Here is a 25,537-nt window from a genome sequence, read left to right on the forward strand (position 1 = left end):
AGGATATGAAGGCACGTTACTCGTTACTGCTGCTCTGTTGTCTGAGCCTGCCGCTGTGGGCGGCACAACCCAGCCTGCCCCCCCAGCTGTATAAGAAGTTTACCCAAGCGCAGGAGCTCATCGCCGCGGCTAACTGGGAGAAGGCACTACAGGCTCTGCAGCCTTTAAGCGAGAGTAAGCAAGCCTATGCACGGGCACTCGCCTGGCAGAGTAAAGGGCAAATATACCTGCAGCAGAAGCAGTTACCGCAGGCGGAGCGGGCTTTCCAGCGAGCGCTGGCAGAGCAAGCGCTGCCCAGCCAGGATCAACGTCAGGTGCAACATGCGCTGGCACGTGTGCAGTTGCACCAACAGCAGTGGCAGGCGGGTACTACCGGGTTGGCGGACTGGTTGCAGTGGGCGCAGAAGCAAGCGAAGTCAGGGGTGGAGTTGGTTGATTATCTGGCTCTGGCTCAGGGGTATCAGCAGCTAGGGCAAAAACAGGCGCTATTGCGGTTGTTGGAAACGGTGCCCTCTGCTTGGTGGCGTCAGGCTGAAGCGGCGCCGCTGTTGCAATTGGCGGTGGCAACCGCGGTAGCGGAGCAAGATTACCCTGGCGCTGCCCGCTGGCAGCAACATTGGCTAGAGCACCAACAACCGCAGGACGGTGCGGCTTGGCTACAGTTAGCCAACTTGCAGATACGTGCAGGGCAGCATTCGCAAGCCTTGGCCAGCTTGCGGCTGGCATGGCAACAGCGGTTGCTGGATGAGCAGGGGATTGAGTTATTGCAGCAGCTTTACCGTCATCAAGGTTTACCTATGCGGGCGGCGGAAGTGCTGCAGCAGGCAATGGCAGAGCAACATTTGCCTGCCAGTTTAGTTTGGCAACAACACTTGGCGGATGCGTATCTACAAGCCAAAGCCTATGAGCAGGGGCTGGCTGTACTGGTGGCAATGGCTGAGCTGCAGCCACAAACCCCGCCCTGGTTATTACGATTGGCACAATTACAGTTGCAGTTGCGGCAGTGGCAACCCGCTTTACACACTCTAGAGCAGGTGTTGGCTACCCCCCAGGCCGATCTTGCCACAGCTTTTACCCTGCGTGGTATTGCCCTGGCCCATCAACAACGCTGGCAGGAGGCTGAACAGGCCTTGCAGCAAGCTTTAGCGCAGCAGCCGCAATCCGCTCAGGCCCAACTTTGGCTGGACTATATTGCCCAGCGTCAGGGCTAGCGGTCTACGTCTTGGGTGTTGCTCAAACAGCCGATGCCTTTCTTTACCAGGGTAAAGGTTGGCCATCCCAGTTTAACAGTGTGCCATGCTGCTTAGGGTGCATCTGATGGAGGATGTGCAGCAGGCGACTGGCAGTTAAGGCGGGAGAGTAAAGCTTATCCTTGGCAATCCGCGCCTGATAGGGAGCGGACAACGGGGTGTCGGTAGTACCAGGATGTACTGCAGCTAGCAGCGCCTGGGGGAAGCGGCGTTGCCACTCAATGCTGAGGGTTTTGACAAACATATTCAGTGCCGCCTTGCTGATGCGGTAACTATACCAACCACCACTGCGGTTATCCGTAATGGAGCCGACCTTGGCAGATAGCAGTAGCATTCGCAATGGATGCTGGCGTGGCATCAATACCTGCAGTTGCTGGCACAAGGCAATGGCCGTGTAGAGATTGATGTTGAGCGCGTGCTGGAGGGACTGTTCTGCCACATCTTGCAGGCATTTCTCTGGCGTTATGCGCTCATCTTGCAAGACTCCTTGGCAGTGAATGACCCATTCTGGCAGGGTTTGTTGCTGGGCTAACCAGGACGTCAATTGCGGAGCTTGTTCTAATAAGTCCAGCTGTAGCCAATGGAGATGCTGCAGGCGATGCCAGCGTAGAGGACAAGGTTGGCGGCTTAGCACATACACCTGGGTTGGTTGGAGTAATAACCTTTCAATCAGAGCTTGAGCAATGGCGCTACCCCCACCGCTAATCAGAATTGAGCGCATTTTAACCCTCCTGCTACGTCCTTCCCTTACGCGAGCAGTGGCGGGTTAGATCAGCTACTCTGCTGCAAGCGCCATTGGGAGGGACTACAGCCCTGCTGTTGGCGAAAGCGGTGACTAAAGTGGCTGGAGGAAGCAAAACCACAGTGCTGAGCAATATCCGTCAGGCTGAGGCTTGAGCTGCGCAGCAAGTCTTGGGCGCGGGTTAAGCGGCGTTGCAGCACATACTGGTGCGGGGGGACTCCCAAACTGTGCTTGAACATGCGGGCAAAGTGATATTCGCTCAGGCCACATACTTGTGCTAGCTCAGGGAGAGTGAGGGGGGAGGCTAAGTGAGCCTCAATGTAATCCCGCAGTCGCTGTAGCAGGTAAGGCGCCAGTCCTCCGCTTAATCGCGGGGTTTGCCATTGGTATTGGCTGTAATGCTGCAACAGATGAGTGAGCAGGAGTTGACTGCTTTGCTCCAGCAACAGGCGATCTTCATTGGCCTGCCAGTGACAGGTCAGGACAAAGTGGCGATAGAGACTGGTGATGCGTGCATCCTGGGCAAAGGTTTTTTCATCCAGGCGCAAGCTGTTGGGGCTCTTATCCCATACCTGCTCGGCCAGCTGACGTAGATGCTGATCGGTAAAGTAGAGATGGACAAACTCCAGCGGTCCACGGATATCCCAACAGGAAGCTTGTTGCCTAGGCATCAGGCAGAAGTGATCGGGCCCTCCGCCATTAAACCAGTGCTGTCCCCGTTGGCGGTAAGATTCATAACCATCATTGACGTACAGACTGAGGGTGTGATGCAACGGTCGTTCGATCTCGACTCGGTCGTGACTGTTGTACCAATGCGCCAGCCCCATGCCGTTATCCAGCTGGGTATGCTGTAGCAGTTGAGCTTTATGCTTTTGCAAATGACGCAAGAGCTGATAGTCACGCATGGTGGTCGCCGTGCAATTAAAGGGCTTGGCCAGTGTACCCCTGCAGTAGGCTTTCGCCCAAATCTGTGCGGGCAAAAAAGCGCAAGAATAGACAAATCCTTTGAGGTAGGAGCAAGAACAGGCAAGGCAAAGGGGTGGGCTATGGTTAAGCTTGGCTGCTATCTATGCGAAACCGGCGATGTAAGCCTATCAGCAAGGACAATGCAGGAGAAAGCGCGATGACCTGGCTACTTTATCTCACTACGGTACTGATTTGGGGCACCACCTGGATTGCCATTGCCTGGCAGCTCGGTGAGGTGGCGGTACCCGTCTCAGTGTTTTACCGCTTTGCTTTAGCTGCCTCATTGTTGCTGACGGTATTGGCCTTAACGGGACGGCTGAAGCGGATTAGCGGACGCGACCATGGTTTTTGCATGTTGCAAGGGCTATGTGTGTTTTGCCTTAACTTCTACCTGTTCTATACCGCCACCGGTTATATCTCCAGCGGGCTTTGCTCGGTGGTGTTCTCGATGGCCATCCTGTTTAACGCCATCAATGGCGTGATCTTTTTCCGTCAACCGATTCGGCCGCGTCTGCTATTGGCCAATGCATTAGGCATCGTCGGTATGGTTAGCCTGTTCTGGCGAGATCTGAGCGCTGAACAGCTGAATTGGGATGTGCTCTTTGGCGTGGGCTGTGCACTGCTGGGCACCTATGGTTTCTCCCTGGGCAATATGCTGTCGGCCCGTCACCAAAAGCGTGGTTTGGATTTGCTCTCCACCAATGCCTATGCCATGAGCTACGGTGCCTGGGCAATGCTGATGATCGCCTGGTTAAGCGGAGCGGAGTTTAGTCTGGATACCTCTTGGCAGTACCTGGGCTCCCTGTTTTATCTGGCGGTGTTTGGTTCAGTGGTGGCCTTTGGTACTTACTTTGCGTTGGTTGGACGGATTGGTGCAGGGCAGGCCGCCTATGCCACGGTACTCTTTCCGCTGGTGGCCTTGACGATTTCCACCTGGTTTGAGGGATACCAATGGAGTCCGTCAGCCCTGCTGGGGCTGCTGCTGATCCTGCTTGGCAATGCCGTGATGTTCTGGCAGCCCAAACAGAAAAGCGCCGCCCTGGCCATGAGCAGTGGCAAGGCTTGAGCCTGACAGCAGGGCTGAGTAAAATGCGCCGCTCAAATTTTGCACTGGTTTTACGTTCCAGCGCGCAAAGGAGCCCTGTATGTCTCAAGTTGTTGTTTGTGCCCTCTATAAGTTCGTTACCCTGGAAGATTTTGAGGCGCTGCGCGCGCCCTTACTGGCGGTAATGGAAGCCAATCAAGTGCGGGGAACCCTGCTGCTGGCGAAAGAAGGAATCAATGGTACGGTTGCCTCCAGCCGTGAAGGGATCGACAACCTGCTGGCGTGGTTGCGCCAGGATGAGCGTTTGGCGGACCTGAGCTGGAAGGAGTCGTTTGATGAAGAAATGCCCTTCTACCGCACCAAGGTCAAACTGAAGAAAGAAATCGTCACCCTGGGGGTGGAAGGTGTTGATCCGCGTAAAGTGGTGGGAACCTATGTGAAACCCAAGGAGTGGAATCAGCTGATCTCTGACCCCGAGGTGGTGCTGGTGGATACCCGTAATGACTACGAGGTTGAGATTGGTACCTTTAAAGGGGCGATTAATCCGAAAACCGAAACCTTTCGCGAGTTTCCCCAGTATGTGAAGGAAAACCTCGACCCAGCCAAGCACAAAAAGGTAGCGATGTTCTGTACCGGTGGCATTCGTTGTGAGAAGTCGACCGCCTACCTGAAAGAGCTGGGTTTTGAGGAGGTGTACCACCTGGAAGGTGGCATCCTCAAGTATCTGGAGGAGGTGCCAGAGGAGCAGAGCCTGTGGCAAGGAGACTGCTTCGTGTTTGATAACCGGGTGGCGGTCAATCACCGTTTGGAGAAGAGCGGTTATGATCAGTGCCACGCCTGTCGTCGCCCTATTACGGAAGCGGATAAACAGCATCCCCATTATCAACAGGGGGTGAGCTGCCACCAGTGCTACGGTAAACACAGTGAAGAGCAGATCAAGCGCTTTGCTGAACGTGAGCGTCAGTTGCGCATTGCTAAGGAGCGTGGGGAAGCCCATCTCGGTGCTGAGGTGCAGGATGTGATGGAGCAGCGCCGTCAGTTGAAAGAGGCCCGCCGCAAGGAACAGCAGCAACGCCTCGCTCAGGATTAAGCGTTTATCAGACTAGATACCGCCGCCACTGGAGGCAGGGTTTCTTTAGTGGCGCGGTCCCTTCATTGTTGGCATGCATGCAGGTATTCGCTTTTTTCCCTCCCCGCTGTGATCTGGCCCCTGCGATCTGGGCGTGTAGCGGTTAGCCAAGGCTGTCATGTAGATTTTTCCGCAGATAAAAGTAGCTGTGGCCTGGGGGGTAATCCTCCAGCTCGGCATACACTCGATAGCCCTGCTTTTCATAGAACCCCCGAGCCTGGAAGCTCGCCGTTTCAACCTTGGCATAGCGTAGCTCAGCAATACGGGCCTGCTGCTCCAACTCTTTCAGCAGTTGCTGGGCAATGCCCTGACCACGTAAGGGCTCCGCTACCCAGAGTGCCTCAATGCTGAGCCAGCCCAGGCCAAAGTGGGCAGCCACCCCAGCACAGAGTTGATCCCTGTCATACACCGCCAAGACCTTGGGACTGAATTCATAGGGGCCGACCACGGCAAAATTAAACTGACGCACCTGTGCCACCAGCGCAGCGGTGTGCAAGCTGGCTTGCTCGGCAGCACTCCAACGATATTGCAATGAGGACATCTGGCCTTTCCTTTGTCGCAGCATGATCGCCTAGAGCTTAGCAGGCCTGTCTCCGCTTAAAAAAGAAAACCCCCGGTTGTGACACCGGGGGCCGACTTTAGCCTCCTTCCCTGGAAGACTTCTTATTTACCCGTTCTTACTTACCAGTAAAGGCCGCGTGGGTGTACTGGTAACGCATCTGTTCCTGCCGCAGCCCTTTCACCAGACCATACATCATCACAATCATGACGAAGGAGAAGGGGAAGGATGCGGTAATCGAGGCTGTTTGCAGAGCAGACAGGCCGCCCCCCAGTAGCAGGACCGCTGCTACCCCACCGATCAGCACGCCCCAGATCACCCGTAGGCTGGTGGGGGGCTCTTCATCGCCATTGGAGAGAATGGTGGTGACGACCAGAGTGCCGGAGTCCGCCGAGGTAATGAAGTAGGTCGCAATAAGCACGGTGGCCACCAGGGAGGCGAGGAAGCCTACGGTGCCGCCATCAATCTGCTTCAGGGTGGCATAGAGGGCGGTGGCTACATCTTGGGAGACCGCTTCGATAATGCCCGCCTGACCCACGGCGGCAACCACTTCACCGGCGGAGTTAGTCACGGTGTGCAGCAGCTCCAGATAGAGGGCGCTGCCCCCGAACAGAGTCAGCCACAGGGAACCCAGCAGGGTGGGCACTAACAGCACACCGATGGTGAATTCACGGATGGTACGGCCACGGGAAATACGGGCGATAAACATGCCGACGAAGGGTGCCCAAGCAATCCACCAGGCCCAGTAGAACACGGTCCAGGAGCTCTGCCAGCCAGAGTTGGCAAAGGAGTCGGTCCAGAAGGACAGTGGCAATACGTTAGCCATGTAGTCGCTGGTGGACTGTAGCCAGGTTGCCAGCAGGAAGCGAGTGGGGCCCCAGGCCAGCAGGAAGGCCATGATGGCAATGGTCAGCCACATATTGAACACGGACAGCCACTTCACCCCACGTCCCACGCCCGAGACGACCGATAGAGTGGCAATGGCGGACACCACCACAATCAGGATGATTTTGTTGGTCAGGCTCACTTCAATGCCAAAAATCTCATTCAGGCCAGCGTTCATCTGGGATACGCCCAGGCCCAGGGAGGTAGCGACCCCGAATACGGTGGCGAATACCGCCAGCACATCGATGGTTTTACCCCAGAAGCCATTCACCCCTTCACGGCCCAGGATCGGGAACAGGCAGGAACGGATGGTCAGGGGCAGCTTACGGCGGAAGCTGAAGTAGGCCAGGGACAGGCCGGTAATACAGTAGATCGCCCAGGGATGCAGACCCCAGTGGAAGAAGGTAATGCGCAGCGCAGTGGTGGCGGCTTCCGGGGTCATGCCCTGGGTAATAAAGGGGTTGCTCTGGAAGTGGTAAATCGGTTCGGCAATCGACCAGAACACCAGGCCGATACCCATCCCGGCGGAAAACAGCATGGAGAACCAGGTGGCATAGCTGTATTCAGGCTGGCTATCGTCATCCCCCAGCTTGATATTGCCGTAGCGGCTGGCGGCGATCCAAATGCAGTAGAACAGGAAAAGGCCAACCAGGCCGATGAAATACCATTTGAAGTTTTGCAGAATCCAGCCGGACAGCGCGTTGGCGATGGCGGTGGCTTGATCGGTCAGGGTGATACCGACCAATACAAAGATCAGCACGGTAAGGGTAGAGAAGAAAACCACCGCTTTACTGGTGGGGCCTCCCCGGTTAACACCCCCGGCCAGGGTGGTTGCGGAATCTGTATTCATAGGCGCTCTCTTAATTTTGTTTATGTTGTTTTTAGTGGCCGCGATAGCGGCTTACCCTGGCGACTCGGCGGAGTCCGGGTGCTGCGCGTGATACCCTCCTTAACTTTGTGGGAACTCAAAACATCTTAAATTTGGCCGTGGTGGCAGGTGTGCTGGTTACGACCTGGCCTTAGTTAATCTGGCCACCAGAACGACCTGGGCTAAGCTAACAACGACAGGGTTCTTGAGCGGGGTAAAAGACGCCGCCTAGACTGGCTGCAGATTGGGTTGCCTGGACAGGTTCCAGGGCGGGAGGAGGAAAACGAAGATGATGTATGCCGAGTTAATTGATCAGGATGATTTTCGTCGTTTAGTGCGTGATTTGGGGGTGAGTGTCAGCGAGCAGGATGGCCCTGAGGCCTGTTGTCGCGCTGCATTGCAGTGGCAGCAACATTCTGGCTGCTCCAGTCTGCGGGCATTATTGGATGCGTTGCAGTCCGAACGTCATTTACTCCATCCGGAAGTGAGCCAGGCCTTGGACCGGGTGCTGGTGCCGGGGTTGTTTAATCGTTAACGCCAGCTTTTGGTGATCCAGATTAAAAAGGGCCTGATGATCAGGCCCTTTGTCTTGCTAAGCCGTCTTACTCGTGGCTAGTGACCGCCTGCAGATGGGAAGGAGCGGCATGGCCCATATTCTCCAGCATGCGCTTGGCGTACCAGTTAATGAAGTTGATCACCCCAAACTCATAGGTTTGTGAATAGGGACCGGGTTGATAGGCGATGGAGTTAATGCCGCGCTGGTTTTCTTCCGCCAGGGTACGATCTTGATCGTTGGTGGCATCCCAGACTTTGCGCATGTTTTCCACGTCATAATCGACACCTTCCACCGCATCCTTATGTACCAGCCACTTGGTGGTCACCATGGTTTCCTGCGGGCCCAGCGGAATCACGCGGAAGGTGATCAGGTGGTCACCCATGCAGTGGTTCCAGGAGTTGGGCAGATGGAGAATACGCATGGAGCCCAGATCCGGATTCTTAATCCGCCCCATCAGCTTCTTGCTGGCAGAGCTGCCATCCATGGTCATGGACACGGTGCCTTCCATCAGCGGCATCCGCACAATACGGTTGCGCAGGCCATGGCCACGGTGCTCATGGGGAATGCCTTCAGCTTCCCACTCGGCAACCTTGCGTGCGACATGGGCCTTAAAGGCATCATCGGCGCGGGGGTCGTTGGTGTCGTCCCACTCCAGCAGGGAGTTGAGCAGTTCGGGGTGAGAGCCGCTGCAGTGATAGCATTCACGGTTGTTCTCAATCACCAGCTTCCAGTTGGCCTTTTCGATCAGGGTGGTTTCCACCGCGACCTTGGTGTTCTCCATGTCGTAGGGTTCCATGTACTCCTCCAGTGATGCGAGGAAGGAGTCAATCGCTGGCGGGTTGTCGCTCAGGCTAACGAAAATGAAGCCGCCGGCCTGGCGCACATTCAGCTTCTTCAGGGCAAACTTGGCCATGTCGAAGTCCTGGCCCATTTCGCTGCCGGCATAAATCAGCTTGCCATCCAGTTCGTAAGTCCACTGGTGGTAAGGACATACCAGCTTGGCGGTTTTGCCGCGATGCTGGGTGCAAAGACGTGAGCCACGGTGGCGGCAGACGTTATGGAAGGCTTCTATTGCGCCTTCTTTGCCGCGTACCACGATGATCGGGTTTTCACCGATTTGCAGGGTGAAGTAGTTGCCCTTGTTGGGGATTTCACAGGTCATTCCCACCAGCAACCATTCTTTGTAGAAGATTTCTTCCATGTCGAGACGGAAGAAGGCTTCATCCTTGTAGAAAGGTTGGTCGAGGGAGTAGCCAGGATCACGGTTTTGCAGCAGCTTGGCCAGGTACTCACGGCTGGACTGGCCGTTGTCATTGGCAAGATGCAGAGGTTGTTGTTCTTGGTTCATGGTGTCTTCACCTGTAGGACGACGTCATGGGGATCGTGGTGGTGTCCGGCCTTGTGCTTGGGGGGCTGCCTAGGCTCCCGTCGGCAGGGTGGGAGAGTCCACACCTTTTCCCTCGGCTGATTCCGAACTCAGGCCATTGTGCGCTAGCCCCTAGCCACTGATTTAGCTGGAAACGACATGGCACCCCAGGCTTTACGACGGGCCAGTAGGCATGGGGGCTAGGGCGCTGTTGGTGGTGGGTAAATTGATGTCGTTATTAGCTAAACGTTATCTCGGTCTGGCCACCACAATCAGCAACAAGGATGCCTGCAGTCCGATGTGGCCACCTGGGGTGGTTAGCAGAGATGACGGGCTGTTTTTCGCAGTTTGATATGAGAGCACCGCCATGACCAGTCCCTTTTTACTCCCTGTTAATACCCAGACCTGGACCAATGGTCGCCACCTGGTGCGCTGCGTGAAGGTGATCCAGGAAACCTGGGATGTCCGCACCTTCTGTTTTATGGCGGAGCAGCCGGTGCTGTTCTTCTTTAAGCCCGGTCAGTTTGTCACCCTGGAACTGGAGATTGAGGGCAAGCCGATCATGCGCTCTTACACTATTTCCAGCTCCCCCTCGGTTCCTTACAGCTTCTCCATTACGGTGAAGCGGGTGCCCGGTGGCCAGGTTTCCAATTGGCTGCATGACAATATGCAGGAAGGTAACGAACTGGCAGTACATGGCCCAGTGGGGCTGTTTAATGCGATTGACTACCCCAGCGACAAAATTCTTTATCTGTCCGGTGGAGTAGGGGTAACGCCGGTGATGTCGATGGCACGCTGGTATTTCGATACCAATGCCAATGTGGATATGGTGTTTGTGCACAGTGCCCGTAGCCCTAAGGACATTATCTTCCGGCGCGAGTTGGAGCACATGGATTCACGGGTAGCCAATTTCCGCGTGGCGCTGATCTGTGAGCGTCAGGAAATCGGAGAAACCTGGAGTGGTTACCGCGGCTTCCTCAATCAGGCCATGTTGGAGCTGATTGCACCGGACTTTATGGAGCGGGAAATTTTCTGCTGCGGCCCAACGCCTTACATGAATGCGGTGAAGCGGATGCTGGAGGCCAATGGCTTCGATATGAGCCGCTACCATGAGGAATCGTTCGGGGCGACACCGGTCGAGGTGAAAGAGGATGTGCTGGAACTAGCCAAACAAGCACAGGAAGAGGCCGAAGAAGTCGATAGCAGTGACCTGCTGACGGTCGAGTTCAGCAAGACCGGCAAGAGTGTGAAAATCCTGCCCGGAGAAACTGTCCATGCGGCAGCGGCCAAGCTGGGACTGCATATTCCTAAAGCCTGTGGCATGGGGATTTGTGGTACCTGCCGCGTGCTGAAAACCGCGGGCAGTGTCACCATGGAGCATAACGGCGGGATTGATGAAGAGGACGAAGCCGAAGGTTACATCCTCAGCTGCTGCAGTGTGCCGACCGAGAACGTGGTGGTAGAGTTTTAACCCGTTGGCGATAGGCGGGCAGATAGCCCGCCCTTACACTCAGCTGCAGCCCTCAGGGCTGCGTTAGTTGAGGCGGTTTTCGTTGAGGGTAGTCTGGTTGAGACTAGGTTAGTTGAGACTATAGGGTAGGCGTAGAGTAAAGGTGGAGCCCTGCCCCAAACGGCTTTCCACCAGTACATCTCCCCCCAATTTGCGCATAATGCCCTGCACAATGGCCAGCCCCATCCCCGTGCCCTGGCCGACAGGTTTGGTGGTAAAGAAAGGGGTGAACAGGCGCTGCATAATCCCCTCGGACATACCCTCCCCATTATCGGCAATCTGGACCTGAATCCAGCCATTAGCCTCACTGGTGTGGATGCGAATACAGGGCTCCTGTACCAATTCGGTGGCGTATACCGCATTCAACACCAGGTTGAGAATAGCCTGCTCCAACTCATGGGGATTACCTTTGATAGGTGGTAACTCCTCCAGCTCCAAGACAAAGTTGACCCGCTCTTTGGTCTGGGTCTTGATCATGCTGATGGTGCTTTGAATGCTGCTATTGAGGTTGTACTCCGTCACCTTCTGCTGGTTAGCTTTGGAGAAGCGATTAAAGCTTTGTACCAGCTCGTGGATGCGGGTCGCGCCCTTGAGGGTTTCCGGTAGCAGATCGGCAATATCGGCATTGATAAAGTCCAGGTCATGCTGCTGCATATGCTCGCGAACCTCCCCAACGGGGATGGCGGTGGGGTGTTCGCGCACTTTGAGTTTGAGAAATTGATAAAAGCTTTGGTAGGTATCCAGATAGCGGTTGAGGGTTTGCAGATTACTGATAACAAAGGCAATGGGGTTGTTAATTTCATGGGCAATGCCGGCAGAGATGAGCCCCAGATTAGACAACTTTTCATTCTTGAACATGATGTGTTGCTGAGTGCGCAGGCGCTCATAGCATTCTTGTAACTCTTCCTCTTTGTCGGCTAACTCCCGTACCTTCTCTTCCAATAGCCGCTCGGCTTCTAAGCGGGCTTTTTTCTCGCGTTTATACGCACTGAGATAGGCTTCAGTGTGATCAGTCATGCTGGAACCTCATGGCAAAAGCAAAGTATTGGTCGGCAGCTGGACTCAGCTGCAACTGCAAAGGGGTCTGAAAATGACTGGCGGCCTGCTTGAGTAAGCCCTGGCAAATCTGTGCCTGGGGGGCACTCACCTGTAAGGCTAGGGTAAAGTGATCGCTGGCCGGTTGTAGCTGAAAAGTCGGTAAGCCTGCATGGCTATAGCGGCGGTTAATCTGCTCGTAGAGACGATCAAGGCAGGTAAGGCAATCCGCTAAATCTTGATAGCGATGCAAAAAGTCAGGATAGCGCTGGCTGAGAAACTCAAACAGAAAGGCACCAAACTGCTGTTGTAAGTCCTCTTCTGCCAAGCCTAGTGTAGGCGCCAACTGCTGCAGTAGGGCGGTGAGGTCTGCAGCAGGATAGTCCCCGCCAGCGGTGTAAATACCCTCCTGCTGCAAAGGGGTGTCGCTCAGCAACTGATTCCACAGCGGAATGCCAGCATAGGCAATCACCATTTCTTCCAGTGCGTTAAAGAGAATACCTTTCATCGCTGCCTCTGTTGCCAGTATTGATCACGCTAGTCTGTGCATAGAGGCGGCTTGGCCGGGCTTCAAGCCCTGCACTGACCCACTTAAGGGGTCAGCTTGGGCAATAAGGCTTGGGCGGTGGGTTCATCCTGGGCTGCGGCCTGGCTGATCCAGTAGCGCCCTTGTTTGGTGTTTTTGTTTCCGGCTAAGCCCTGGTACAGAATGACTCCCAGTTTTAACTGGGCCCGGGCATGGCCCTGCTTTGCGGCATGCTGATACCAGTGTAGGGCCTCCTGCTTTTGCGCGGGGCTGGCATTCCAGAACAGATCCGCCAGCTGGTATTGGGCTTCGGCCAAGCCCTGCTTGGCGGCCTGTTGATACCAGTGGCGTGCCTGCACAGGGTCAGCACCCACACCGTCCCCGAGGAAGTAAGAGGTCGCGACCATGTAGGCTGCCTGGCTGTGGCCTTGCTGGGCAGCTTGCAGGTAATAGCGGAAAGCTGCCTGATGGTCTTCCACCACCCCTTGGCCAAAACGATAACGCTGCCCCAGCCGGAATGCAGCCTGTTGATCTCCTTGGGCGGCAGCCTGCTGCTCCTGGCGCACGGCGGCGGAGGGGGGCAGCAGGGCACAGCCAGCCAGCGTCCATATCAACAGGCCGGTGAGCAACACTTTAGCCATCGTTGTTCTCCCTCTGGCGATGATTATTGCTTGGCCTGCAGTAACGCCTGCACTGCTAAAGCAATTTCATCATCAACGGGTTTGTTGGCCGCTTCGGTCAGGGCTTCGGTCTGCGCCAGAGTGGCTTGATTAAAGGATTGTTCCAGTTGTTGCTGCTCTTGCTCGGCGCTAGCTACCTGGGTTTGTTGCTGGCTAATTTGGCTCTCCAGTGTGTCGAGGCTGCTGGCCAGCTCAGCCAGGGCGCTATCCAGAGCCTGGGTGTCGGCACTGGGGTCGGCGGCTAGCAGGGCAGTGCGTTCATCATTAAGGCTTTGCTGCTGGCTTTGCAGCTCTTGGTATTGCGCTGCCAGGTCGCTTAACTGCGCTTGTTCTGCTTGCCATTGTGCTAAGGCCTGCTGCCATTGCTCACGACTAAGCTCGGTGGTGGCCAAGCTTTGCTCATAAGCGGCAATACGCCCCACCCGCGAGTTGGGGGCGGCATTGGCCCGCGCTTGGGCAGAGGCATGGGCGGCATTAAGGGCACCGAGTTTGGCGGCCATTTTGCCGTGTTCAAACTCTACTTTGGCCTGCTTGTCGCTGAGCTGATCCGCCTTGTTGTGGCCAGGGGCCTGGCTGCTATTACCCCGTTCCTGGTTGCTATGGTTATTGCCGCGATCATTGGCGCTATTACCACGGTCGCCTTTATCTTGACCACCGCCTTGGCCATTTTCACTTTTGGCGAGGGCGGTTAAACCCAGCTGGTCAGCTTGAGGCAACAGACTGAAGGGGGCTGCACTAAAAAGTACGGCGGCTAACAGACAAGATGATAAGGAGGGGAGGGAAGGACGGGCTGGCATAGCAAACCTCCTGCTACTACATGGGGAAAAGTGCTGCACTAACAATGGCGTTCTATGCTGTGCAGATCAAGTAATGAGGAGGGTGGGTGATGCCTATCGCTCAGTGTTTTTTGGCCCCCTGTTGCCCGGAACCGCAGGGGCAGCATTTAGTCTCGGCATGGGCACAGTACAGTGGTCAGCCACAGGCGGAAGCTGAGATGAGTGTTAACCTGAGCCGCGTGGATCAACAGTGGGGTAAGGGTTACCTGATCATGGCACAGCTGTGGCTGCCCTCCCTGTGGTCAGAGTCTGCCATAGCACAGCTGGCACAAGGGTTGTCGCTGGCACTGGGACAACACTTCGCTTTGCCGCAACGGGAAGTGTTAGTACTGGTACAGCTATTGGAGTCGGGGCGGGTAGTGGAAAAGGGACAATTACAGTGTTGGTAAGTCTGGGGTTCAGGGCATGCTGGGCAGCAGTGCCCCCTGCCACTCCCGTAAAAAACGCAGACGCTTCATTTGATCCAGATAAACCAGTAGGGCTGGGCCAAGGGCAATGGGCTGAAAGCCGCTGGGATGGTGTTCGCGCAGAGTGGTAATGGACAGTTCCCCCTGGGCTTGAGGATGAATGGCGACCAACCCCGAGTGGGCCGCAATTAACTGCTGTCCTTCTGGTGATAGCAGGTAGTCAAGAAAGAGTTTGGCGGCCTGGGGAGAGCGGGCTTTCTTGGGGATAAAGGCCACCCGGCTCATCACCAGGGTGTAGTCCTGCGGCAGAATGACGCCGATCCGCGCATCCTCCTGGGCGCGGGCCAGCGCGTAGGAGCCGAGCAGGTTATAGCCCAGCACCAGTTGGCCGCTGGCGATTTCATCGAGAATATTTCCAGTACAGCAGTAGGTGCGGGTCATGGCCCGCCCCAGGCTCTCCAGCAAACGGCCATTGAGGCTGGAGTGCACCGCATCCTGAGTGGCGAGCAGGTAGCCGACACCGGAGGTACGAACATCATAGGTGCCGACCCGACTGCGATAAAAGTCAGGGTGAGCCCGCAGCTGTTCGGCTAATTCTTCATGACTTTGTGGCAGAGGCTGCTCGGCAAAGGCGGCTTTGTTGTACACCATCACCACCGGCTCGAAGGTGAAACCAAAGGCTTCATCACGCCAATTGGCCCATTCCGGCAGGCTGTCGGTGTAGGCGGAACGATAGGGTTGGGCCAGACCATCGTTAACCAGTTTGGTTTGCAGATCCATGGCGGAGCTGATTACCAGATCCGGGGCATAAGGATCTTTGCGATAGCTGTCTTCAATTTGTTGATAGAGGGCATTGGTCTGGTATTCCAGATAGTCCACCGCGATCAGGGGATAGCGCTGACGAAAGCCATTAATCACCGGTTCAATGGCACTTAAGTCGGTGGCGCTGTAGATGCTCAGATGACGGGGGGCGAGGCTGACATCCACTGGTAGTCCCTGTTGCTGACCGGCGGCGCTATGGCCACTGAGCAGTAACGTCAGCCAGAGGCCGGCCAGGCTCAGGCGTAGCGTCTTAAACATAGGCGTACTCGTAAACCAGGATGAAGATTGTGTAGATAGAGTCGCCCACCATGGGCATCGGCCACTGCCTGAGCAATGGCCAAACCCAGGCCGGAGCCACTGCGCCCCTGCTGCAGTCGGGCAAAACGCTGCAATGCCTGATGTTGCTGCTCTTCCGGAATGCCGGGGCCCTGATCGTCCACCCACACCTCGACCCATTCGCTTGACTCCCCGGCTTGCAGTTGCAGGCTGATCAGGTTGGTGGCTGGCCCATATTTGATCGCGTTATCAAGCAGGTTGTGCAGGGCTTCACGCAGGCTGATGGCATCGCCATAGATGCGTACCGGGCCAAGGCTGTTGTCAAAGGCGAACTCGACATCCGTATGGGCATGGTCGCGCACGCTTTCGGTCAACACCTGTTCCAGCAGGGTGTCGAGCTCGACCACATCGGGTAACTGGGTATCGGCCCGGTGCACCACCAGGGCATGGGCGAGTAACTGATTGGTTAAGCGGGTCAGGCGCAGGTGCAGTTCACGGACTTTTTCCAGGCGCTGGCGTAACTGGCTATCGGATTCATGTTGGGCCAAGTCCAGCTGAGCCTGCAGGGTGCTCAAGGGGGTACGGATCTGGTGGGCGGCGTCAGCAATAAACATCTGCATCGCATCCAGGTTGCCACGTAATCGGGTCATAAAGACGTTGATAGCCTGTACCAGCGGTGAGACTTCCCGCGGTGGGCTGATATGCAGCGGCGTCAGATCGGTAGAGGCACGTTTTTGCAGTTCATCCCGAATCAGATGCAAGGGGGTCAGAGCACGGTTGATGGCAAACCAGACACAACCGAGGGCCAGCACCATTACCAAGACCAGAATGGCCAGGGCGCCAAACATGATTTCCTGGCTTAGTTCATTGCGGGCGGTACGGGTCTGGCCAAGAATAATTTGCACCCAACCACTGGCATTGGGCTCGGTCAGCAGACGGCTTTGAATGACAAAACGCAGGGTTTCATCACCATAGTGGGCGTTGTAGAACTGCGGCTTATTGCTGGGTTGATAGTCTTTGGGGCGCGGCAGTGAGTTGTAGCCGGTTAAATGGCCGTTATCAGGCCCCAGTAACTGGTAGAACACCCGATCCCGTGGGGCGAGTCCCAGCATGCCCAGGGCGGAGTAGGGGATGTCCACCTCCAGCCGACCATTGTGGACCTGCACCCGTTCCAGGATGGATAGGCTGGCCCCCGCCAGCAGACGGTCATAAGAGTGATCCGCCGCCCGCTGGGCATAGCTCCATACCCCCAGTCCCAGCAATAACAACACCAATGCCAGCATTGCGCCCATGCCAGCCAGCAGGTTTTGCCGCAGTGAAGGGGAGCTGTCCTGGTACATCTCAGTCATCGACATGGGCCAGGTAGCCGAGGCCACGAATGGTTTTGATTACCAGGGAGGAGCCCGCCAGCTTTTTGCGCAGACGGGTCAGGTTCTGCTCAATGGCATTGGGAGTGGGGGACTCATCAAAGGTATAGAGGCGTTGGGTAATGTCTTCTTTGGTGAGCACGCGATCCAGTGCCGAGAGAAACATCTCCAGCAGTTGGATTTCCCGGTGACGCAGATCCACCGGTTCACCATTGATACTGACGCTATAAGCACTGGGATCAAACACCAGGTTGCCGCAGCGGATTTCGTTGCTGGCAGCACCGCGCTCGCGCCGTAACAGTGCCCGGCAACGGGCCAGGAGTTCACGAAAATCAAAGGGTTTGACCAGATAGTCATCGGCGCCCAAGTCCAGCGCACTGACCCGGTCGTCAATGGCAGCCCGGGCGGTGAGCACCAGCACCGGTACGCTTTTCCCCTGGCGGCGCAGGCTGCGCAAAAACTGATAGCCGTCTTTGCCCGGTAGGTTGATGTCCAGCACCAGCAGGTCAAAGCTTTGGTAGCCGAGAATATTCTCCGCTTGCTCGGCGGATTCTACCCAGTCCAAAGGATGGCCGAGGTGGCGAAAATACTCGCTGATCGCCTCGGCCAGTTCGTGGTTGTCTTCGATTAACAGGATACGCATAAGCCAAGCTTAGGGGGCAAAAACTCCCCTGCAAAGCCCTGGAGAAAAAAACTCTCGCTGTCAGGTTGCTGTCAGTTTGACTTTGTAAAGTTGGCCTACTCCCGAAACCCTTCGGGCTGACAACAATAACCATAATGAGGAATACCCTATGCAACGCAAAATTGGCGCCTGGCTGCTGGCAGCCGGCCTCCTCTCCTCTGTACAAGCCTTCGCTTTTGAACCCAACAAGCCTGAGTGTATCGCCCCCGCTAAGCCTGGCGGTGGTTTCGACCTGACTTGCCGTATTGTTTCCAACGGTTTTGCTGATGCAGGTTTGATGCCCACGCCGATGGCGGTGACCTTTATGCCGGGTGGCGTAGGGGCCGTGGCCTATAACCACATTAACGCTAACCGCCGTGACGATGGCAATGCGCTGGTGGCATTCAGCTCCGGTTCTTTGTTGAACATTGCCCAGGGCAAATTTGGTCAGGAACTGGATGAAAACGATGCACGCTGGGTAGGTGCTGCAGGCGTGGATTACGGTGCGGTTATCGTGAAAGCCGATGCGCCCTGGAACAGCCTGGGTGAATTGGTTGAAGACATCAAGAAAGATCCCTCCAAGTTCGTACTGGGCGCCGGTGGTGGCGTAGGTAGCCAGGACTGGATGAAAGCCGCGATCCTGATGAAAGCCTCAGGCGTGGATCCCAAGCAGATGCGTTACGTGGCCTATGAAGGCGGCGGTGAAGCGATTGCAGCGCTGCTTGGCGGCCACATTACCGTTTACCCCGGTGACGTAGGTGAAATGAAAGGCCAGTTAGAAGCCGGCACCATGAAGATGCTGGCGGTGATGTCACCTGATCGTCTGCTGGGTGAGTTCAGCCTGGTTCCCACCGCACTGGAGCAGGGCTTCGATGCGGAGTGGGCGATTCTGCGTGGCTTCTACTTAGGGCCAGATGTCTCTGACGAGGCGTACAACTACTGGGCTGAGCAGTTCAAGAAAGCCTACGAAGACGAGAAGTTTATGCAGGTCGTTGATGACAAAGGCCTGTTGCCCTTCAAGATGGCAGGCGCCGAGTTCGATGCCTATGTGAAGCAGCGTGTGGACTACATGCGTAATTTGGCTAAGGAAGCCGGTCTGATTCAGTGAGGCTGACCATGTACGACCGCCTGTTTGCGGGCGTGCTGTTGGGGCTGTCCGGGCTTTTAGCCTGGGCAGCTACCCAGCTGCAAGTGCCCTTTCAGTATGAACCCCTTGGCCCTAAGGCCTTCCCGATCATCCTGGCAGGGCTGATGGCGGCCTGCGCCATCTGGATTATGGTTAAACCCAGCCCAAACAAGTGGAAACCAAGCCGCTTGGTGCTGGTGCGTATCACCCAAGCTTTGGTGCTGATGTTTATCTACGCCTGGTTGTTTGAGCCGGCTGGATTCATCATCGCAACCACCGTTGTCGGTGCGGTATTCGCCTGGATGTTTGGCGAGAAGCCCCTGGGTTCCTTTATTTATGCGCTGGTAATGAGTGTAGTGAGTTACTTCCTGCTGACCTCGTTACTGCAACTTAATGTGCCGGCTGGCATGCTGTTTGGAGGCTAGTCGATGGACGTGTTATCTCACTTGGCCACCGGTTTTGCCGTGGCCCTGACCCCGATGAACCTGATGCTGGTACTGCTGGGCTGCTTCTTTGGCACCCTGATCGGTGCGCTGCCCGGTATCGGCCCGATTAACGGGGTCGCGATTCTGCTGCCTCTGGCCTATGCCATGGGCTTACCCCCTGAGTCCGCTTTGATTCTGCTGGCTGGGGTGTACTACGGCGCCGAATACGGCGGTCGTATCTCCAGTATTCTGTTGAACGTACCCGGTGATGCCGGTGCCATTATGACCACCCTGGATGGCTATCCGCTGTCACAAAAGGGTGAGGGTGGTCGTGCTCTGGCCTTGTCCGCAGTCGCCTCCTTTGCTGGCAGCATGGGTGCGCTGATGATGATGGTGATTCTGGCGCCCTTGCTGAGCCAATTGGCGATCCGCTTTGGGCCTTCTGAATACGTACTGCTGATGGTCTTTGCCTTTACCTGTCTGGCTACCATGGTAGGCAGTCGCCCCGTCAAAACTCTGGTGGGTGCTTTGATCGGTCTATGCCTGGCAACGGTGGGTATCGATGGGGGGACCGGCGTGCTGCGCTTCACCATGGGGATTCCCAACTTCTTTGATGGGGTGGACTTCCTGGTGGTGGTGATCGGTATCTTCGCCATCAGTGAAGTACTGATTCTGCTGGAGCAGTGGGCCAATAACGAGTTGAAAATGACCCCCGTGGGCAAGAGCTTTGTCAGCTTTGCCGACATGATGCGGGTGAAGTGGGTAGTGCTGCGCTCTACAGTGGTTGGCTTCTTTATCGGCGTGTTACCAGGTACCGGCGCCTCCATCGCCAGTGCGGTGGCTTACGGTACCGAGAAGCGTATCGCTGAAGGGGACGATGACCAGTTTGGTAAGGGTGATATCCGTGGTCTGGCCGCACCTGAGGCTTCCAACAACGCCTCTGCCGTAGGGGCGATGGTGCCGATGCTGACTCTGGGTATCCCTGGTAGCGGTACTACTGCGATTCTGCTCGGTGCGTTGCTGATGTTTAACATCACCCCTGGCCCGCTGTTGTTCGAACAGAAGCCAGAAATCGCTTGGGGGCTGATTGCCTCCATGTTTGTCGGCAACATCGCGCTGCTGGTGATGAACCTGCCGTTAATTGGGATGTTCGTACGCCTGCTGTCGATTCGTCAGGCTTACCTGGTACCGGTGATTGTGATGCTTACCTTTGTCGGGATTTACTCCCTGCATGGCGATAGCTTCGACCTGTTCTTCATGGTGATTCTGGGAATTGGTGGCTTCATCCTGCGTAAGTTGGGCTTCTCGCTGGCGCCGGTGGTACTGGGCCTGGTTTTGGGTCGCGTACTGGAAGAAAACCTGCGCCGTGCCCTGTCGATGAGCGGGGGTGACTGGTCCATCCTGCTGTCTGGCCCGATGACTTACTCCCTGGCTGCGATGACGGTGTTGGCCTTGCTGGCACCCTGGTTAGGCAAAAAATGGAAGCAGCGTAATGGCATGACCAGCCCTGCTGTCCGTGTAGAAGAGTAAAACAGATGCGATTTGGCAAGGATGCACTGGGGGTGGCGGCGCCATGTCGCTCCCGGGTTTGGAAAGGGGAAATCTGAGCGTTAGGGCAGCATCGGCTGCCCTTTTTTTTGTGCGTCAGCATGACGCGAAGTGCCTTGGCAGGCGCTGGCAATCGAAGACTGAGGGCCAGGCCTCAGGCCTTGAGTGGCTTGGTTGAAGCGGCTTGGTAGAGCAAGGTTACGAGGTGCTCCATTGACTGGGGCTGTAACAGGAGTGTGAAGGATGCAACGAGGACGGAATCTAGTACTGGTGCTGCGTACTCTGCTATTGGGAGGGCTGGGAGGCATGCTGGCCTCTTGGCTGAACTGGCCATCTGCTTGGCTGCTAGGAAGTTTGGCAGCGGTGACCTTAGCGGCCTTGTTGGGGGTCGAGGTGCGGATGCCCAAGCGTATCAATCTGGGCATTGGGGTATTGCTCGGGGTGTCGATGGGGTCCAGTGTCGATGCGGATATCGTCGCCAAGTTATCCCATTGGAGCGGTAGCTTGTTGTTGATGACACTGATGTTGCTGCTGTTGTTGGCTCTGCTTTACCGCTTTTATCGACACCGTATGGAGTGGTCACGGGAAGATGCGCTCTTTAGCGGCACGCCGGGCAATCTGGGGATTGTGTTAACGATGGCACTGGAGACCCGTGCCGATACCCGTCGAATCGTATTGGTTCACAGTGTGCGTTTGCTGTTTTTAGTCGCTGTGGTGCCTTTGTTATTACCCTTACTGGGATTGGAAGGCCATGGCATAGGTTCACTGCAGCCTGGGGCCTGGAAATTGGCCGCTCTCACGGTGTTACTGGCCAGTGTGGGTAGCGTGTTGGCCTGGAAGTGTCGTTTACCCGCACCTTATTTGTTGGGCGCCTTGGCGGTGACGCTGCTGTTAAAGCTGGGTTTAGGCTGGCAAATTCAGTTACCCAGCCTCTGGCTGAGTGCGATCTTGCTGATTTTAGGGACGCTGTTGGGCTCTCGCTTTAATGCCTTGGACGTGCGCCAGTCGATTCTGGATATCCGCGCGGGCATGGGCGGGTTGTTGTTTTCACTTGGCTTGAGCCTGGCCGGTGCTGCCTTGGCCTGGTGGCTATTGGGAATTCCTCTGCTGCAGGCCATATTGGCCTTTGCCCCCGGGGGGATAGAGGTGATGGTGATGTTGGCCATGTCGTTTGACCTTAACCCTGCTTATGTGGGGGGGCATCACCTGTTTCGGGTATTGCTGATGAGTCTGTTGGTGCCCCTGGTATTGCACCGACTGCAGCGGAAAACCGGGTAAAGTTTTCGCAATCTCTGTACTGCCTTAACTAGGCGTCTGCTGGAGGGGGATTGGCGTGATCCTGATTTGAGCCTGGCCCCGGGTATGGTTACAAACTCTGATAGAACTCTTATCAGGTTGTGGCCATGCAAGCACCACGTTGGTTTTTACTGAAGCTCAATCCCTGGGTCTGTGCCCTGGTTTTGCTGCTGGCCATGGCCCTGAGCTATGTGGACTTGCGTCTCCACCAACAGCAGATTTTGCAAGCGTGGGATTTACGTCTGAACCAGGCTAATCGTCAACTCTCTGAAAGCTTTAAACAGGTGAGTAGCCAATTACGCTTGTTGCAGCGCCAGGCGGAGTTAGTAATTGCTGATCAATCTCCTGCCCAATTGCCGCGTTGGCAGGCGCAGTTGCAGGGGCTTAATCAGGACGAAGGTAATCGCTTTCATCAGGATACCTGGTTAGCTCCTCAGCTTGAGCAAAGTGAGCCGATGCACAATACCCCCAGCGGCTCCCTCACCGGGATTGGGCAGCTGCCTCTGCCCGGCAGTGAGCGTTATCAAGAGGCGTTGGCGGTGCTGAGTCTGACTCCGTTGATGCAGACATTAAGGGAAAATATCCCTGAGGCGGCCTGGGTGTATTACACCTCTAAAGATAACTTTCTTTATCTTTACCCGGCGGCGCCTTCATCGGTGTTTCAATTTGGCCCGGAGCAGTTGGCGCTACCCTTTTACCGTTTAGGCCTGCCTGAATATAACCCCTTACGTCAGTTATTCTGGACGCCGCCTTATGAGGATGCTGCCGGGCAGGGCATGATGATTACCGCAGCGGCACCTGTTTATGACCGGGAAGATCGCTTCCGTGGCACGGTGGCGCTGGATATTACCCTGCGTCAGTTAGCCCAGATTCTGGCACAGTACCAGCAGGAAGAGGCCAAGCTACTGCTGATTGATACCGATGGCCAGGTGCTGGCGCAGCCCAGCTATGTAGAACATCAGGCCAAGATGGCCCATATCCGTAATCTCTATTCCTTTTGGCGGGTTGAGCAGGTGGAAACCCCCTGGCAGCAACAACATGGTTATTGGACTCGTAGTCTAAGGCTGGAGAGCTTTCCCGCCAGTTTAGTGCTGGTGGTGGATGAGGGACTGTTGATTCAACAAAGCTGGCAGCAAATTAGTTGGCGTCTGTTGTTTATGGGGCTGGCAGCGATGCTGGTGTGGTGGATGTGGCGCTACCACAAACTGACGCAATGGCTGGCGTTGGAAGCAAGCCGGGACGGCCTCACCGGGTTACTCAATCGACAATATTTTCATGAGTGTTTGCGCCAGCGCCTGCTGAATAAAAACCAAGCCTGTGCACTGATTTTTGTCGATCTGAATGCGTTTAAGCAGGTCAACGATCGATATGGGCATCAGACGGGCGATAAATTACTGCAGCAGGTAGGGCAGTCGCTTAAGCGCATGACAACTCGACCGGAGTGGGTGGGGCGTCTGGGAGGGGATGAGTTTGCCATGATTCTGGATACCGAGATGGATGAAGTGGCGATGCGTTCGTACTGCCTGCGCCTACAGAATCTGTTGCTAAATGAGGTGGAGGTCGATGGTGTATCCCTGCCGGTGTTTGCTGCCGTAGGCTATGCCTGTGCTCCCCGACATGGGCAGGATGTGGCGACCCTGTTACGTCATGCTGATGAGAGCATGTATGCCGATAAGCGGCTATTTAGACGGCGTCGCTCAGATGCCGAGCCTGGTCCCTCAGCGGAGCCCTTTAAACTCAGCCGGCTCAATAGCATTCTGCTTGAGCCCCAGAAAAAAGGCGCCTGACCCCTCATGGCTGAGGGCTGACGCCTTCATTTTTAGTTATGCCAACGCTGCCAGTGCAGCTTCATAGTTGGGCTCATCAGCGATTTCACTGACCAGTTCGCTGTGGCTAACGTTACCTTCGCTATCCAATACCACCACTGCACGGGCTGTTAGGCCACGCAGAGGGCCATCGACCATACGCACGCCATAACGGTCGGCAAAATCAGAACGGAAGCCTGAAGCGGTAACAACATTATTCAGACCTTCTGCGCCGCAGAAACGGGCCTGGGCAAAGGGCAAATCCTGGGAAACGCACACCACCAGGGTGTTTTCCAGGCTGCTGGCCTTTTGGTTAAAAACGCGCACGGACTGGGCGCAGGTGGGGGTGTCGATGCTGGGGAAAATGTTCAGTACCACCTTTTTGCCCTTGAGGCTGGCCAGGTCCAGCTCGGACAGGTCTGCCTTAACCAGGGTAGCGGCGGGGGCGGCCTGACCGACTGTAGGCAGATCAGCATTGGTGTTGAAGGGATTACCGCGCAGAGTAACAGTGGCCATAGTGGGCTCCTTGTATGGCAGTTAAGTATGGTGGTTGGCTGAGTCATGGCGACTCAAAACAGAGGTTAAGCCTAGCGAGCTTGTCATCATTTGAATAGCTGCCGGTTAAACTTTTCGTCCTGCTTCAGGCGTGTCGATGGCGGCTAGCTCAACCAGATTCCAGGGCAGGTCGCGGTTGCGGTAAATGCGTTTGCCCTGGGCGGGGTAGTCGGCCACATCGTGATCCAGCCGTTGTCCCGCTACCAGGCAGCGCAATGGTTCGGTGCCACTGTTATGTAGCTTGTGCGCCAGCCCGCCCGCGCGATAACCAAGAAAGTCGCCGGGGCCGACGCTGTATTGCTGCTCCCCCAGGGTGGCGGTGGCCTGGCCGCTGAGAATGTAGACGCACTCTTCCTCATAATAGTGGCAATGCAGTTCGGTGGAGTCGCAACCAGGGGGAATTTCAATCAGGTGAAAACCCAGCTGCTGCAGGCCAGTCAGATCCCCTAGGGATTTATTGGTACGACGGGCGTTGGGGTTGAGAAAGTGCACCTTCTCCACCCCTGGGTAGGCTTCAATTTCCTCGCGCTTGAGCAGGTAGGTATCCATGCTAGACCTCAGCTATCCGGGCGGTGCAGGCGGTAAAGCTCACGTACCCGTTGCAATTGGGGGGACAGCTGCTGACAGAGACTGTCCAACGGCTGCGGGTAATGCTTGGGCCAGGGAATGCCATATTGACTGGGGGCACACAGCGGTGCCAGTAGCGCGGCGGCAGCTAAGTCCGCCCGACTAAACTGATCTCCTACCAGGTAGCCACTATGACGCCAAGCCTGATTGAGTTTAGCCAAAGCCTGCCTGACCTGCTGTTCTGATTCTGCTACCGATTCAGGGCTGATCTTAAGATAGTGGTACATCAGCTTGCGCAGCTTGGGAAAAATCAGACGCAGAAACAGCTTGCCGTACCAGGGCCCTTGGTGGCCAAGCAGGCTGATACAGAGGCGGGGATGATCCAGCAGGGTGAAATAGCACAGACGGCGCACATGGGGACCCAGTTCTTTATCGACATAGTTTTCCCACTCTAAGGCCTGTGCGCGGGCAGCGGGGTCGACGGGGGTAAGGGGGCGCTCACTAAAGTGCTGATCTAGGTAATCAATGATGTCACTGGAGTTTTGGATGATGTTCTGCTCATGCTGCAGGATGGGCACCGAGGAGCGTTTAGCCAACCGGGTAGTGGTTTTGCTGTGCAGCCCTGGTAGTAGATTAACTTTCTGATAGGGCAGGCCCTTATAGGCTAAGGCCCATCGCGCCTTTTCGCTGTAATGAGAAATCGGGAATTGATAAAGCTTGATCATAATG

Annotated in this window: 26 protein-coding genes; 11 read left to right on the forward strand and 15 right to left on the reverse strand. The window is 55.9% G+C overall.

Going from position 1 to position 25,537, the window contains the following annotated elements; translation table 11 throughout:
* Nucleotides 1-5: 5 nt before the first annotated feature.
* Nucleotides 6-1,211: a tetratricopeptide repeat protein gene (locus Q334_RS0115560; protein ID WP_027314021.1), complete on the forward strand. Its 1,206-nt coding sequence runs from the start codon at nt 6-8 to the stop codon at nt 1,209-1,211.
* Between the two features lie 43 nt (nt 1,212-1,254).
* Here Q334_RS0115560 and Q334_RS0115565 read toward each other — a convergent pair whose 3' ends face one another.
* Together Q334_RS0115565 and Q334_RS0115570 are read right to left on the reverse strand one after the other, a co-directional pair.
* Complete coding sequence (locus Q334_RS0115565) at nt 1,255-1,971, reverse strand: SDR family NAD(P)-dependent oxidoreductase (RefSeq protein WP_035461841.1); 717 nt, start codon at nt 1,969-1,971, stop codon at nt 1,255-1,257.
* A gap of 50 nt (nt 1,972-2,021) precedes the next feature.
* The gene (locus Q334_RS0115570; RefSeq protein WP_027314023.1) at nt 2,022-2,897 is read right to left on the reverse strand and encodes an AraC family transcriptional regulator; all 876 of its coding nucleotides are present in this window, start codon (nt 2,895-2,897) and stop codon (nt 2,022-2,024) included.
* 218 nt (nt 2,898-3,115) lie between these two features.
* Between Q334_RS0115570 and Q334_RS0115575 the strand changes: the two genes are divergently transcribed.
* Complete coding sequence (locus tag Q334_RS0115575) at nt 3,116-4,024, forward strand: DMT family transporter (RefSeq protein WP_027314024.1); 909 nt, start codon at nt 3,116-3,118, stop codon at nt 4,022-4,024.
* Nucleotides 4,025-4,103: 79 nt separating this feature from the next.
* Nucleotides 4,104-5,093, forward strand: coding sequence for an oxygen-dependent tRNA uridine(34) hydroxylase TrhO (gene trhO, locus Q334_RS0115580; protein ID WP_027314025.1), 990 nt, complete (start codon nt 4,104-4,106; stop codon nt 5,091-5,093).
* Nucleotides 5,094-5,235: 142 nt separating this feature from the next.
* On the opposite strand, the gene Q334_RS19450 is transcribed toward trhO, so the two are convergent.
* Both Q334_RS19450 and Q334_RS0115590 read right to left on the reverse strand, forming a co-directional pair.
* Entirely contained in the window at nt 5,236-5,673 is a 438-nt protein-coding gene (locus Q334_RS19450; RefSeq protein ID WP_051527872.1) for a GNAT family N-acetyltransferase, read from the reverse strand.
* A gap of 136 nt (nt 5,674-5,809) precedes the next feature.
* Nucleotides 5,810-7,426: a BCCT family transporter gene (locus tag Q334_RS0115590; RefSeq protein WP_027314026.1), complete on the reverse strand. Its 1,617-nt coding sequence runs from the start codon at nt 7,424-7,426 to the stop codon at nt 5,810-5,812.
* A 307-nt stretch (nt 7,427-7,733) separates the two neighbouring features.
* On the opposite strand from Q334_RS0115590, the gene Q334_RS19455 reads away from it, so the two are divergent.
* Nucleotides 7,734-7,979, forward strand: coding sequence for a hypothetical protein (locus Q334_RS19455; protein ID WP_035461842.1), 246 nt, complete (start codon nt 7,734-7,736; stop codon nt 7,977-7,979).
* 67 nt (nt 7,980-8,046) lie between these two features.
* Here Q334_RS19455 and Q334_RS0115600 read toward each other — a convergent pair whose 3' ends face one another.
* Complete coding sequence (locus tag Q334_RS0115600) at nt 8,047-9,348, reverse strand: aromatic ring-hydroxylating oxygenase subunit alpha (protein WP_051527873.1); 1,302 nt, start codon at nt 9,346-9,348, stop codon at nt 8,047-8,049.
* A 385-nt stretch (nt 9,349-9,733) separates the two neighbouring features.
* Here Q334_RS0115600 and Q334_RS0115605 point away from each other — a divergent pair, with 385 nt between their 5' ends.
* The gene (locus Q334_RS0115605; protein ID WP_027314028.1) at nt 9,734-10,837 is read left to right on the forward strand and encodes a hybrid-cluster NAD(P)-dependent oxidoreductase; all 1,104 of its coding nucleotides are present in this window, start codon (nt 9,734-9,736) and stop codon (nt 10,835-10,837) included.
* Nucleotides 10,838-10,945: 108 nt separating this feature from the next.
* On the opposite strand, the gene Q334_RS0115610 is transcribed toward Q334_RS0115605, so the two are convergent.
* From Q334_RS0115610 to Q334_RS0115625, 4 genes are all read right to left on the reverse strand, one after another.
* The gene (locus Q334_RS0115610) at nt 10,946-11,893 is read right to left on the reverse strand and encodes a sensor histidine kinase (RefSeq protein WP_027314029.1); all 948 of its coding nucleotides are present in this window, start codon (nt 11,891-11,893) and stop codon (nt 10,946-10,948) included.
* Complete coding sequence (locus tag Q334_RS0115615) at nt 11,886-12,419, reverse strand: heme NO-binding domain-containing protein (RefSeq protein WP_027314030.1); 534 nt, start codon at nt 12,417-12,419, stop codon at nt 11,886-11,888. The genes Q334_RS0115610 and Q334_RS0115615 overlap by 8 nt, the downstream gene beginning before the upstream one ends.
* Before the next feature lie 83 nt (nt 12,420-12,502).
* A complete protein-coding gene (locus tag Q334_RS19460; RefSeq protein ID WP_051527874.1) occupies nt 12,503-13,078 on the reverse strand; it encodes a tetratricopeptide repeat protein in 576 nt (191 codons plus the stop codon).
* Nucleotides 13,079-13,101: 23 nt separating this feature from the next.
* Complete coding sequence (locus Q334_RS0115625) at nt 13,102-13,914, reverse strand: hypothetical protein (RefSeq protein ID WP_027314031.1); 813 nt, start codon at nt 13,912-13,914, stop codon at nt 13,102-13,104.
* Nucleotides 13,915-14,003: 89 nt separating this feature from the next.
* On the opposite strand from Q334_RS0115625, the gene Q334_RS0115630 reads away from it, so the two are divergent.
* Complete coding sequence (locus tag Q334_RS0115630; RefSeq protein ID WP_027314032.1) at nt 14,004-14,342, forward strand: hypothetical protein; 339 nt, start codon at nt 14,004-14,006, stop codon at nt 14,340-14,342.
* 9 nt (nt 14,343-14,351) lie between these two features.
* On the opposite strand, the gene Q334_RS0115635 is transcribed toward Q334_RS0115630, so the two are convergent.
* Genes Q334_RS0115635 through Q334_RS0115645 form a run of 3 tightly spaced genes read right to left on the reverse strand, consistent with a single transcriptional unit; the run spans nt 14,352 to nt 17,468 of the window.
* Nucleotides 14,352-15,440 (reverse strand): ABC transporter substrate-binding protein, encoded by a 1,089-nt coding sequence (locus Q334_RS0115635; RefSeq protein ID WP_035461843.1) that lies wholly within the window; start codon nt 15,438-15,440, stop codon nt 14,352-14,354.
* Nucleotides 15,419-16,807, reverse strand: a complete 1,389-nt coding sequence (locus tag Q334_RS0115640; protein WP_245593700.1) for a sensor histidine kinase — start codon at nt 16,805-16,807, stop codon at nt 15,419-15,421. Before Q334_RS0115640 ends, Q334_RS0115635 begins: the two co-directional genes overlap by 22 nt.
* Entirely contained in the window at nt 16,800-17,468 is a 669-nt protein-coding gene (locus tag Q334_RS0115645; RefSeq protein WP_027314035.1) for a response regulator transcription factor, read from the reverse strand. The genes Q334_RS0115640 and Q334_RS0115645 overlap by 8 nt, the downstream gene beginning before the upstream one ends.
* Nucleotides 17,469-17,616: 148 nt before the next feature.
* Here Q334_RS0115645 and Q334_RS0115650 point away from each other — a divergent pair, with 148 nt between their 5' ends.
* The 5 genes from Q334_RS0115650 (at nt 17,617) to Q334_RS0115670 (ending at nt 23,668) form a co-directional block, all read left to right on the forward strand.
* The gene (locus Q334_RS0115650; protein WP_027314036.1) at nt 17,617-18,594 is read left to right on the forward strand and encodes a Bug family tripartite tricarboxylate transporter substrate binding protein; all 978 of its coding nucleotides are present in this window, start codon (nt 17,617-17,619) and stop codon (nt 18,592-18,594) included.
* Nucleotides 18,595-18,602: 8 nt separating this feature from the next.
* Complete coding sequence (locus tag Q334_RS0115655) at nt 18,603-19,037, forward strand: tripartite tricarboxylate transporter TctB family protein (RefSeq protein WP_027314037.1); 435 nt, start codon at nt 18,603-18,605, stop codon at nt 19,035-19,037.
* Nucleotides 19,038-19,040: 3 nt separating this feature from the next.
* A complete protein-coding gene (locus Q334_RS0115660) occupies nt 19,041-20,567 on the forward strand; it encodes a tripartite tricarboxylate transporter permease (protein WP_027314038.1) in 1,527 nt (508 codons plus the stop codon).
* A 261-nt stretch (nt 20,568-20,828) separates the two neighbouring features.
* Complete coding sequence (locus Q334_RS0115665; RefSeq protein ID WP_027314039.1) at nt 20,829-21,863, forward strand: AbrB family transcriptional regulator; 1,035 nt, start codon at nt 20,829-20,831, stop codon at nt 21,861-21,863.
* 125 nt (nt 21,864-21,988) lie between these two features.
* Nucleotides 21,989-23,668: a GGDEF domain-containing protein gene (locus tag Q334_RS0115670; protein WP_027314040.1), complete on the forward strand. Its 1,680-nt coding sequence runs from the start codon at nt 21,989-21,991 to the stop codon at nt 23,666-23,668.
* Nucleotides 23,669-23,704: 36 nt separating this feature from the next.
* Here the strand turns inward: Q334_RS0115670 and tpx are convergent, their stop codons facing one another.
* The 3 genes from tpx to Q334_RS0115685 form a co-directional block, all read right to left on the reverse strand.
* On the reverse strand, nt 23,705-24,202 hold the full coding sequence (gene tpx, locus Q334_RS0115675) for a thiol peroxidase (protein WP_027314041.1): 498 nt from the start codon (nt 24,200-24,202) through the stop codon (nt 23,705-23,707).
* Between the two features lie 105 nt (nt 24,203-24,307).
* Nucleotides 24,308-24,790 carry a cupin domain-containing protein gene (locus Q334_RS0115680; protein WP_027314042.1) on the reverse strand — a complete coding sequence of 161 codons (483 nt, stop codon included), beginning with the start codon at nt 24,788-24,790 and terminating at the stop codon, nt 24,308-24,310.
* Between the two features lie 8 nt (nt 24,791-24,798).
* Entirely contained in the window at nt 24,799-25,533 is a 735-nt protein-coding gene (locus Q334_RS0115685; RefSeq protein WP_051527875.1) for a glutathione S-transferase family protein, read from the reverse strand.
* Between the last annotated feature and the right edge of the window lie 4 nt (nt 25,534-25,537).

Origin of the sequence: Balneatrix alpica DSM 16621 (assembly GCF_000619885.1) — a bacterium.
Lineage (GTDB): Bacteria > Pseudomonadota > Gammaproteobacteria > Pseudomonadales > Balneatricaceae > Balneatrix > Balneatrix alpica.

Excerpts from the sequence above, each read along its gene's own strand:
- Q334_RS0115630 (WP_027314032.1), top strand. The coding sequence starts at position 14,004 with ATGCCTATCGCTCAGTGTTTTTTGGCCCCCTGTTGCCCGGAACCGCAG.
- Q334_RS0115650 (WP_027314036.1), top strand. The coding sequence starts at position 17,617 with ATGCAACGCAAAATTGGCGCCTGGCTGCTGGCAGCCGGCCTCCTCTCC.
- Q334_RS0115605 (WP_027314028.1), top strand. The coding sequence starts at position 9,734 with ATGACCAGTCCCTTTTTACTCCCTGTTAATACCCAGACCTGGACCAAT.
- Q334_RS0115625 (WP_027314031.1), bottom strand. The coding sequence starts at position 13,914 with ATGCCAGCCCGTCCTTCCCTCCCCTCCTTATCATCTTGTCTGTTAGCC.
- Q334_RS19450 (WP_051527872.1), bottom strand. The coding sequence starts at position 5,673 with ATGTCCTCATTGCAATATCGTTGGAGTGCTGCCGAGCAAGCCAGCTTG.
- Q334_RS0115600 (WP_051527873.1), bottom strand. The coding sequence starts at position 9,348 with ATGAACCAAGAACAACAACCTCTGCATCTTGCCAATGACAACGGCCAG.
- Q334_RS0115645 (WP_027314035.1), bottom strand. The coding sequence starts at position 17,468 with ATGCGTATCCTGTTAATCGAAGACAACCACGAACTGGCCGAGGCGATC.
- Q334_RS0115560 (WP_027314021.1), top strand. The coding sequence starts at position 6 with ATGAAGGCACGTTACTCGTTACTGCTGCTCTGTTGTCTGAGCCTGCCG.
- Q334_RS0115635 (WP_035461843.1), bottom strand. The coding sequence starts at position 15,440 with ATGTTTAAGACGCTACGCCTGAGCCTGGCCGGCCTCTGGCTGACGTTA.
- Q334_RS0115640 (WP_245593700.1), bottom strand. The coding sequence starts at position 16,807 with ATGACTGAGATGTACCAGGACAGCTCCCCTTCACTGCGGCAAAACCTG.
- Q334_RS19455 (WP_035461842.1), top strand. The coding sequence starts at position 7,734 with ATGATGTATGCCGAGTTAATTGATCAGGATGATTTTCGTCGTTTAGTG.
- Q334_RS0115655 (WP_027314037.1), top strand. The coding sequence starts at position 18,603 with ATGTACGACCGCCTGTTTGCGGGCGTGCTGTTGGGGCTGTCCGGGCTT.
- Q334_RS0115665 (WP_027314039.1), top strand. The coding sequence starts at position 20,829 with ATGCAACGAGGACGGAATCTAGTACTGGTGCTGCGTACTCTGCTATTG.
- Q334_RS0115685 (WP_051527875.1), bottom strand. The coding sequence starts at position 25,533 with ATGATCAAGCTTTATCAATTCCCGATTTCTCATTACAGCGAAAAGGCG.
- Q334_RS19460 (WP_051527874.1), bottom strand. The coding sequence starts at position 13,078 with ATGGCTAAAGTGTTGCTCACCGGCCTGTTGATATGGACGCTGGCTGGC.
- Q334_RS0115575 (WP_027314024.1), top strand. The coding sequence starts at position 3,116 with ATGACCTGGCTACTTTATCTCACTACGGTACTGATTTGGGGCACCACC.
- Q334_RS0115670 (WP_027314040.1), top strand. The coding sequence starts at position 21,989 with ATGCAAGCACCACGTTGGTTTTTACTGAAGCTCAATCCCTGGGTCTGT.
- Q334_RS0115610 (WP_027314029.1), bottom strand. The coding sequence starts at position 11,893 with ATGACTGATCACACTGAAGCCTATCTCAGTGCGTATAAACGCGAGAAA.
- tpx (WP_027314041.1), bottom strand. The coding sequence starts at position 24,202 with ATGGCCACTGTTACTCTGCGCGGTAATCCCTTCAACACCAATGCTGAT.
- Q334_RS0115565 (WP_035461841.1), bottom strand. The coding sequence starts at position 1,971 with ATGCGCTCAATTCTGATTAGCGGTGGGGGTAGCGCCATTGCTCAAGCT.
- Q334_RS0115660 (WP_027314038.1), top strand. The coding sequence starts at position 19,041 with ATGGACGTGTTATCTCACTTGGCCACCGGTTTTGCCGTGGCCCTGACC.
- Q334_RS0115680 (WP_027314042.1), bottom strand. The coding sequence starts at position 24,790 with ATGGATACCTACCTGCTCAAGCGCGAGGAAATTGAAGCCTACCCAGGG.
- trhO (WP_027314025.1), top strand. The coding sequence starts at position 4,104 with ATGTCTCAAGTTGTTGTTTGTGCCCTCTATAAGTTCGTTACCCTGGAA.
- Q334_RS0115590 (WP_027314026.1), bottom strand. The coding sequence starts at position 7,426 with ATGAATACAGATTCCGCAACCACCCTGGCCGGGGGTGTTAACCGGGGA.
- Q334_RS0115615 (WP_027314030.1), bottom strand. The coding sequence starts at position 12,419 with ATGAAAGGTATTCTCTTTAACGCACTGGAAGAAATGGTGATTGCCTAT.
- Q334_RS0115570 (WP_027314023.1), bottom strand. The coding sequence starts at position 2,897 with ATGCGTGACTATCAGCTCTTGCGTCATTTGCAAAAGCATAAAGCTCAA.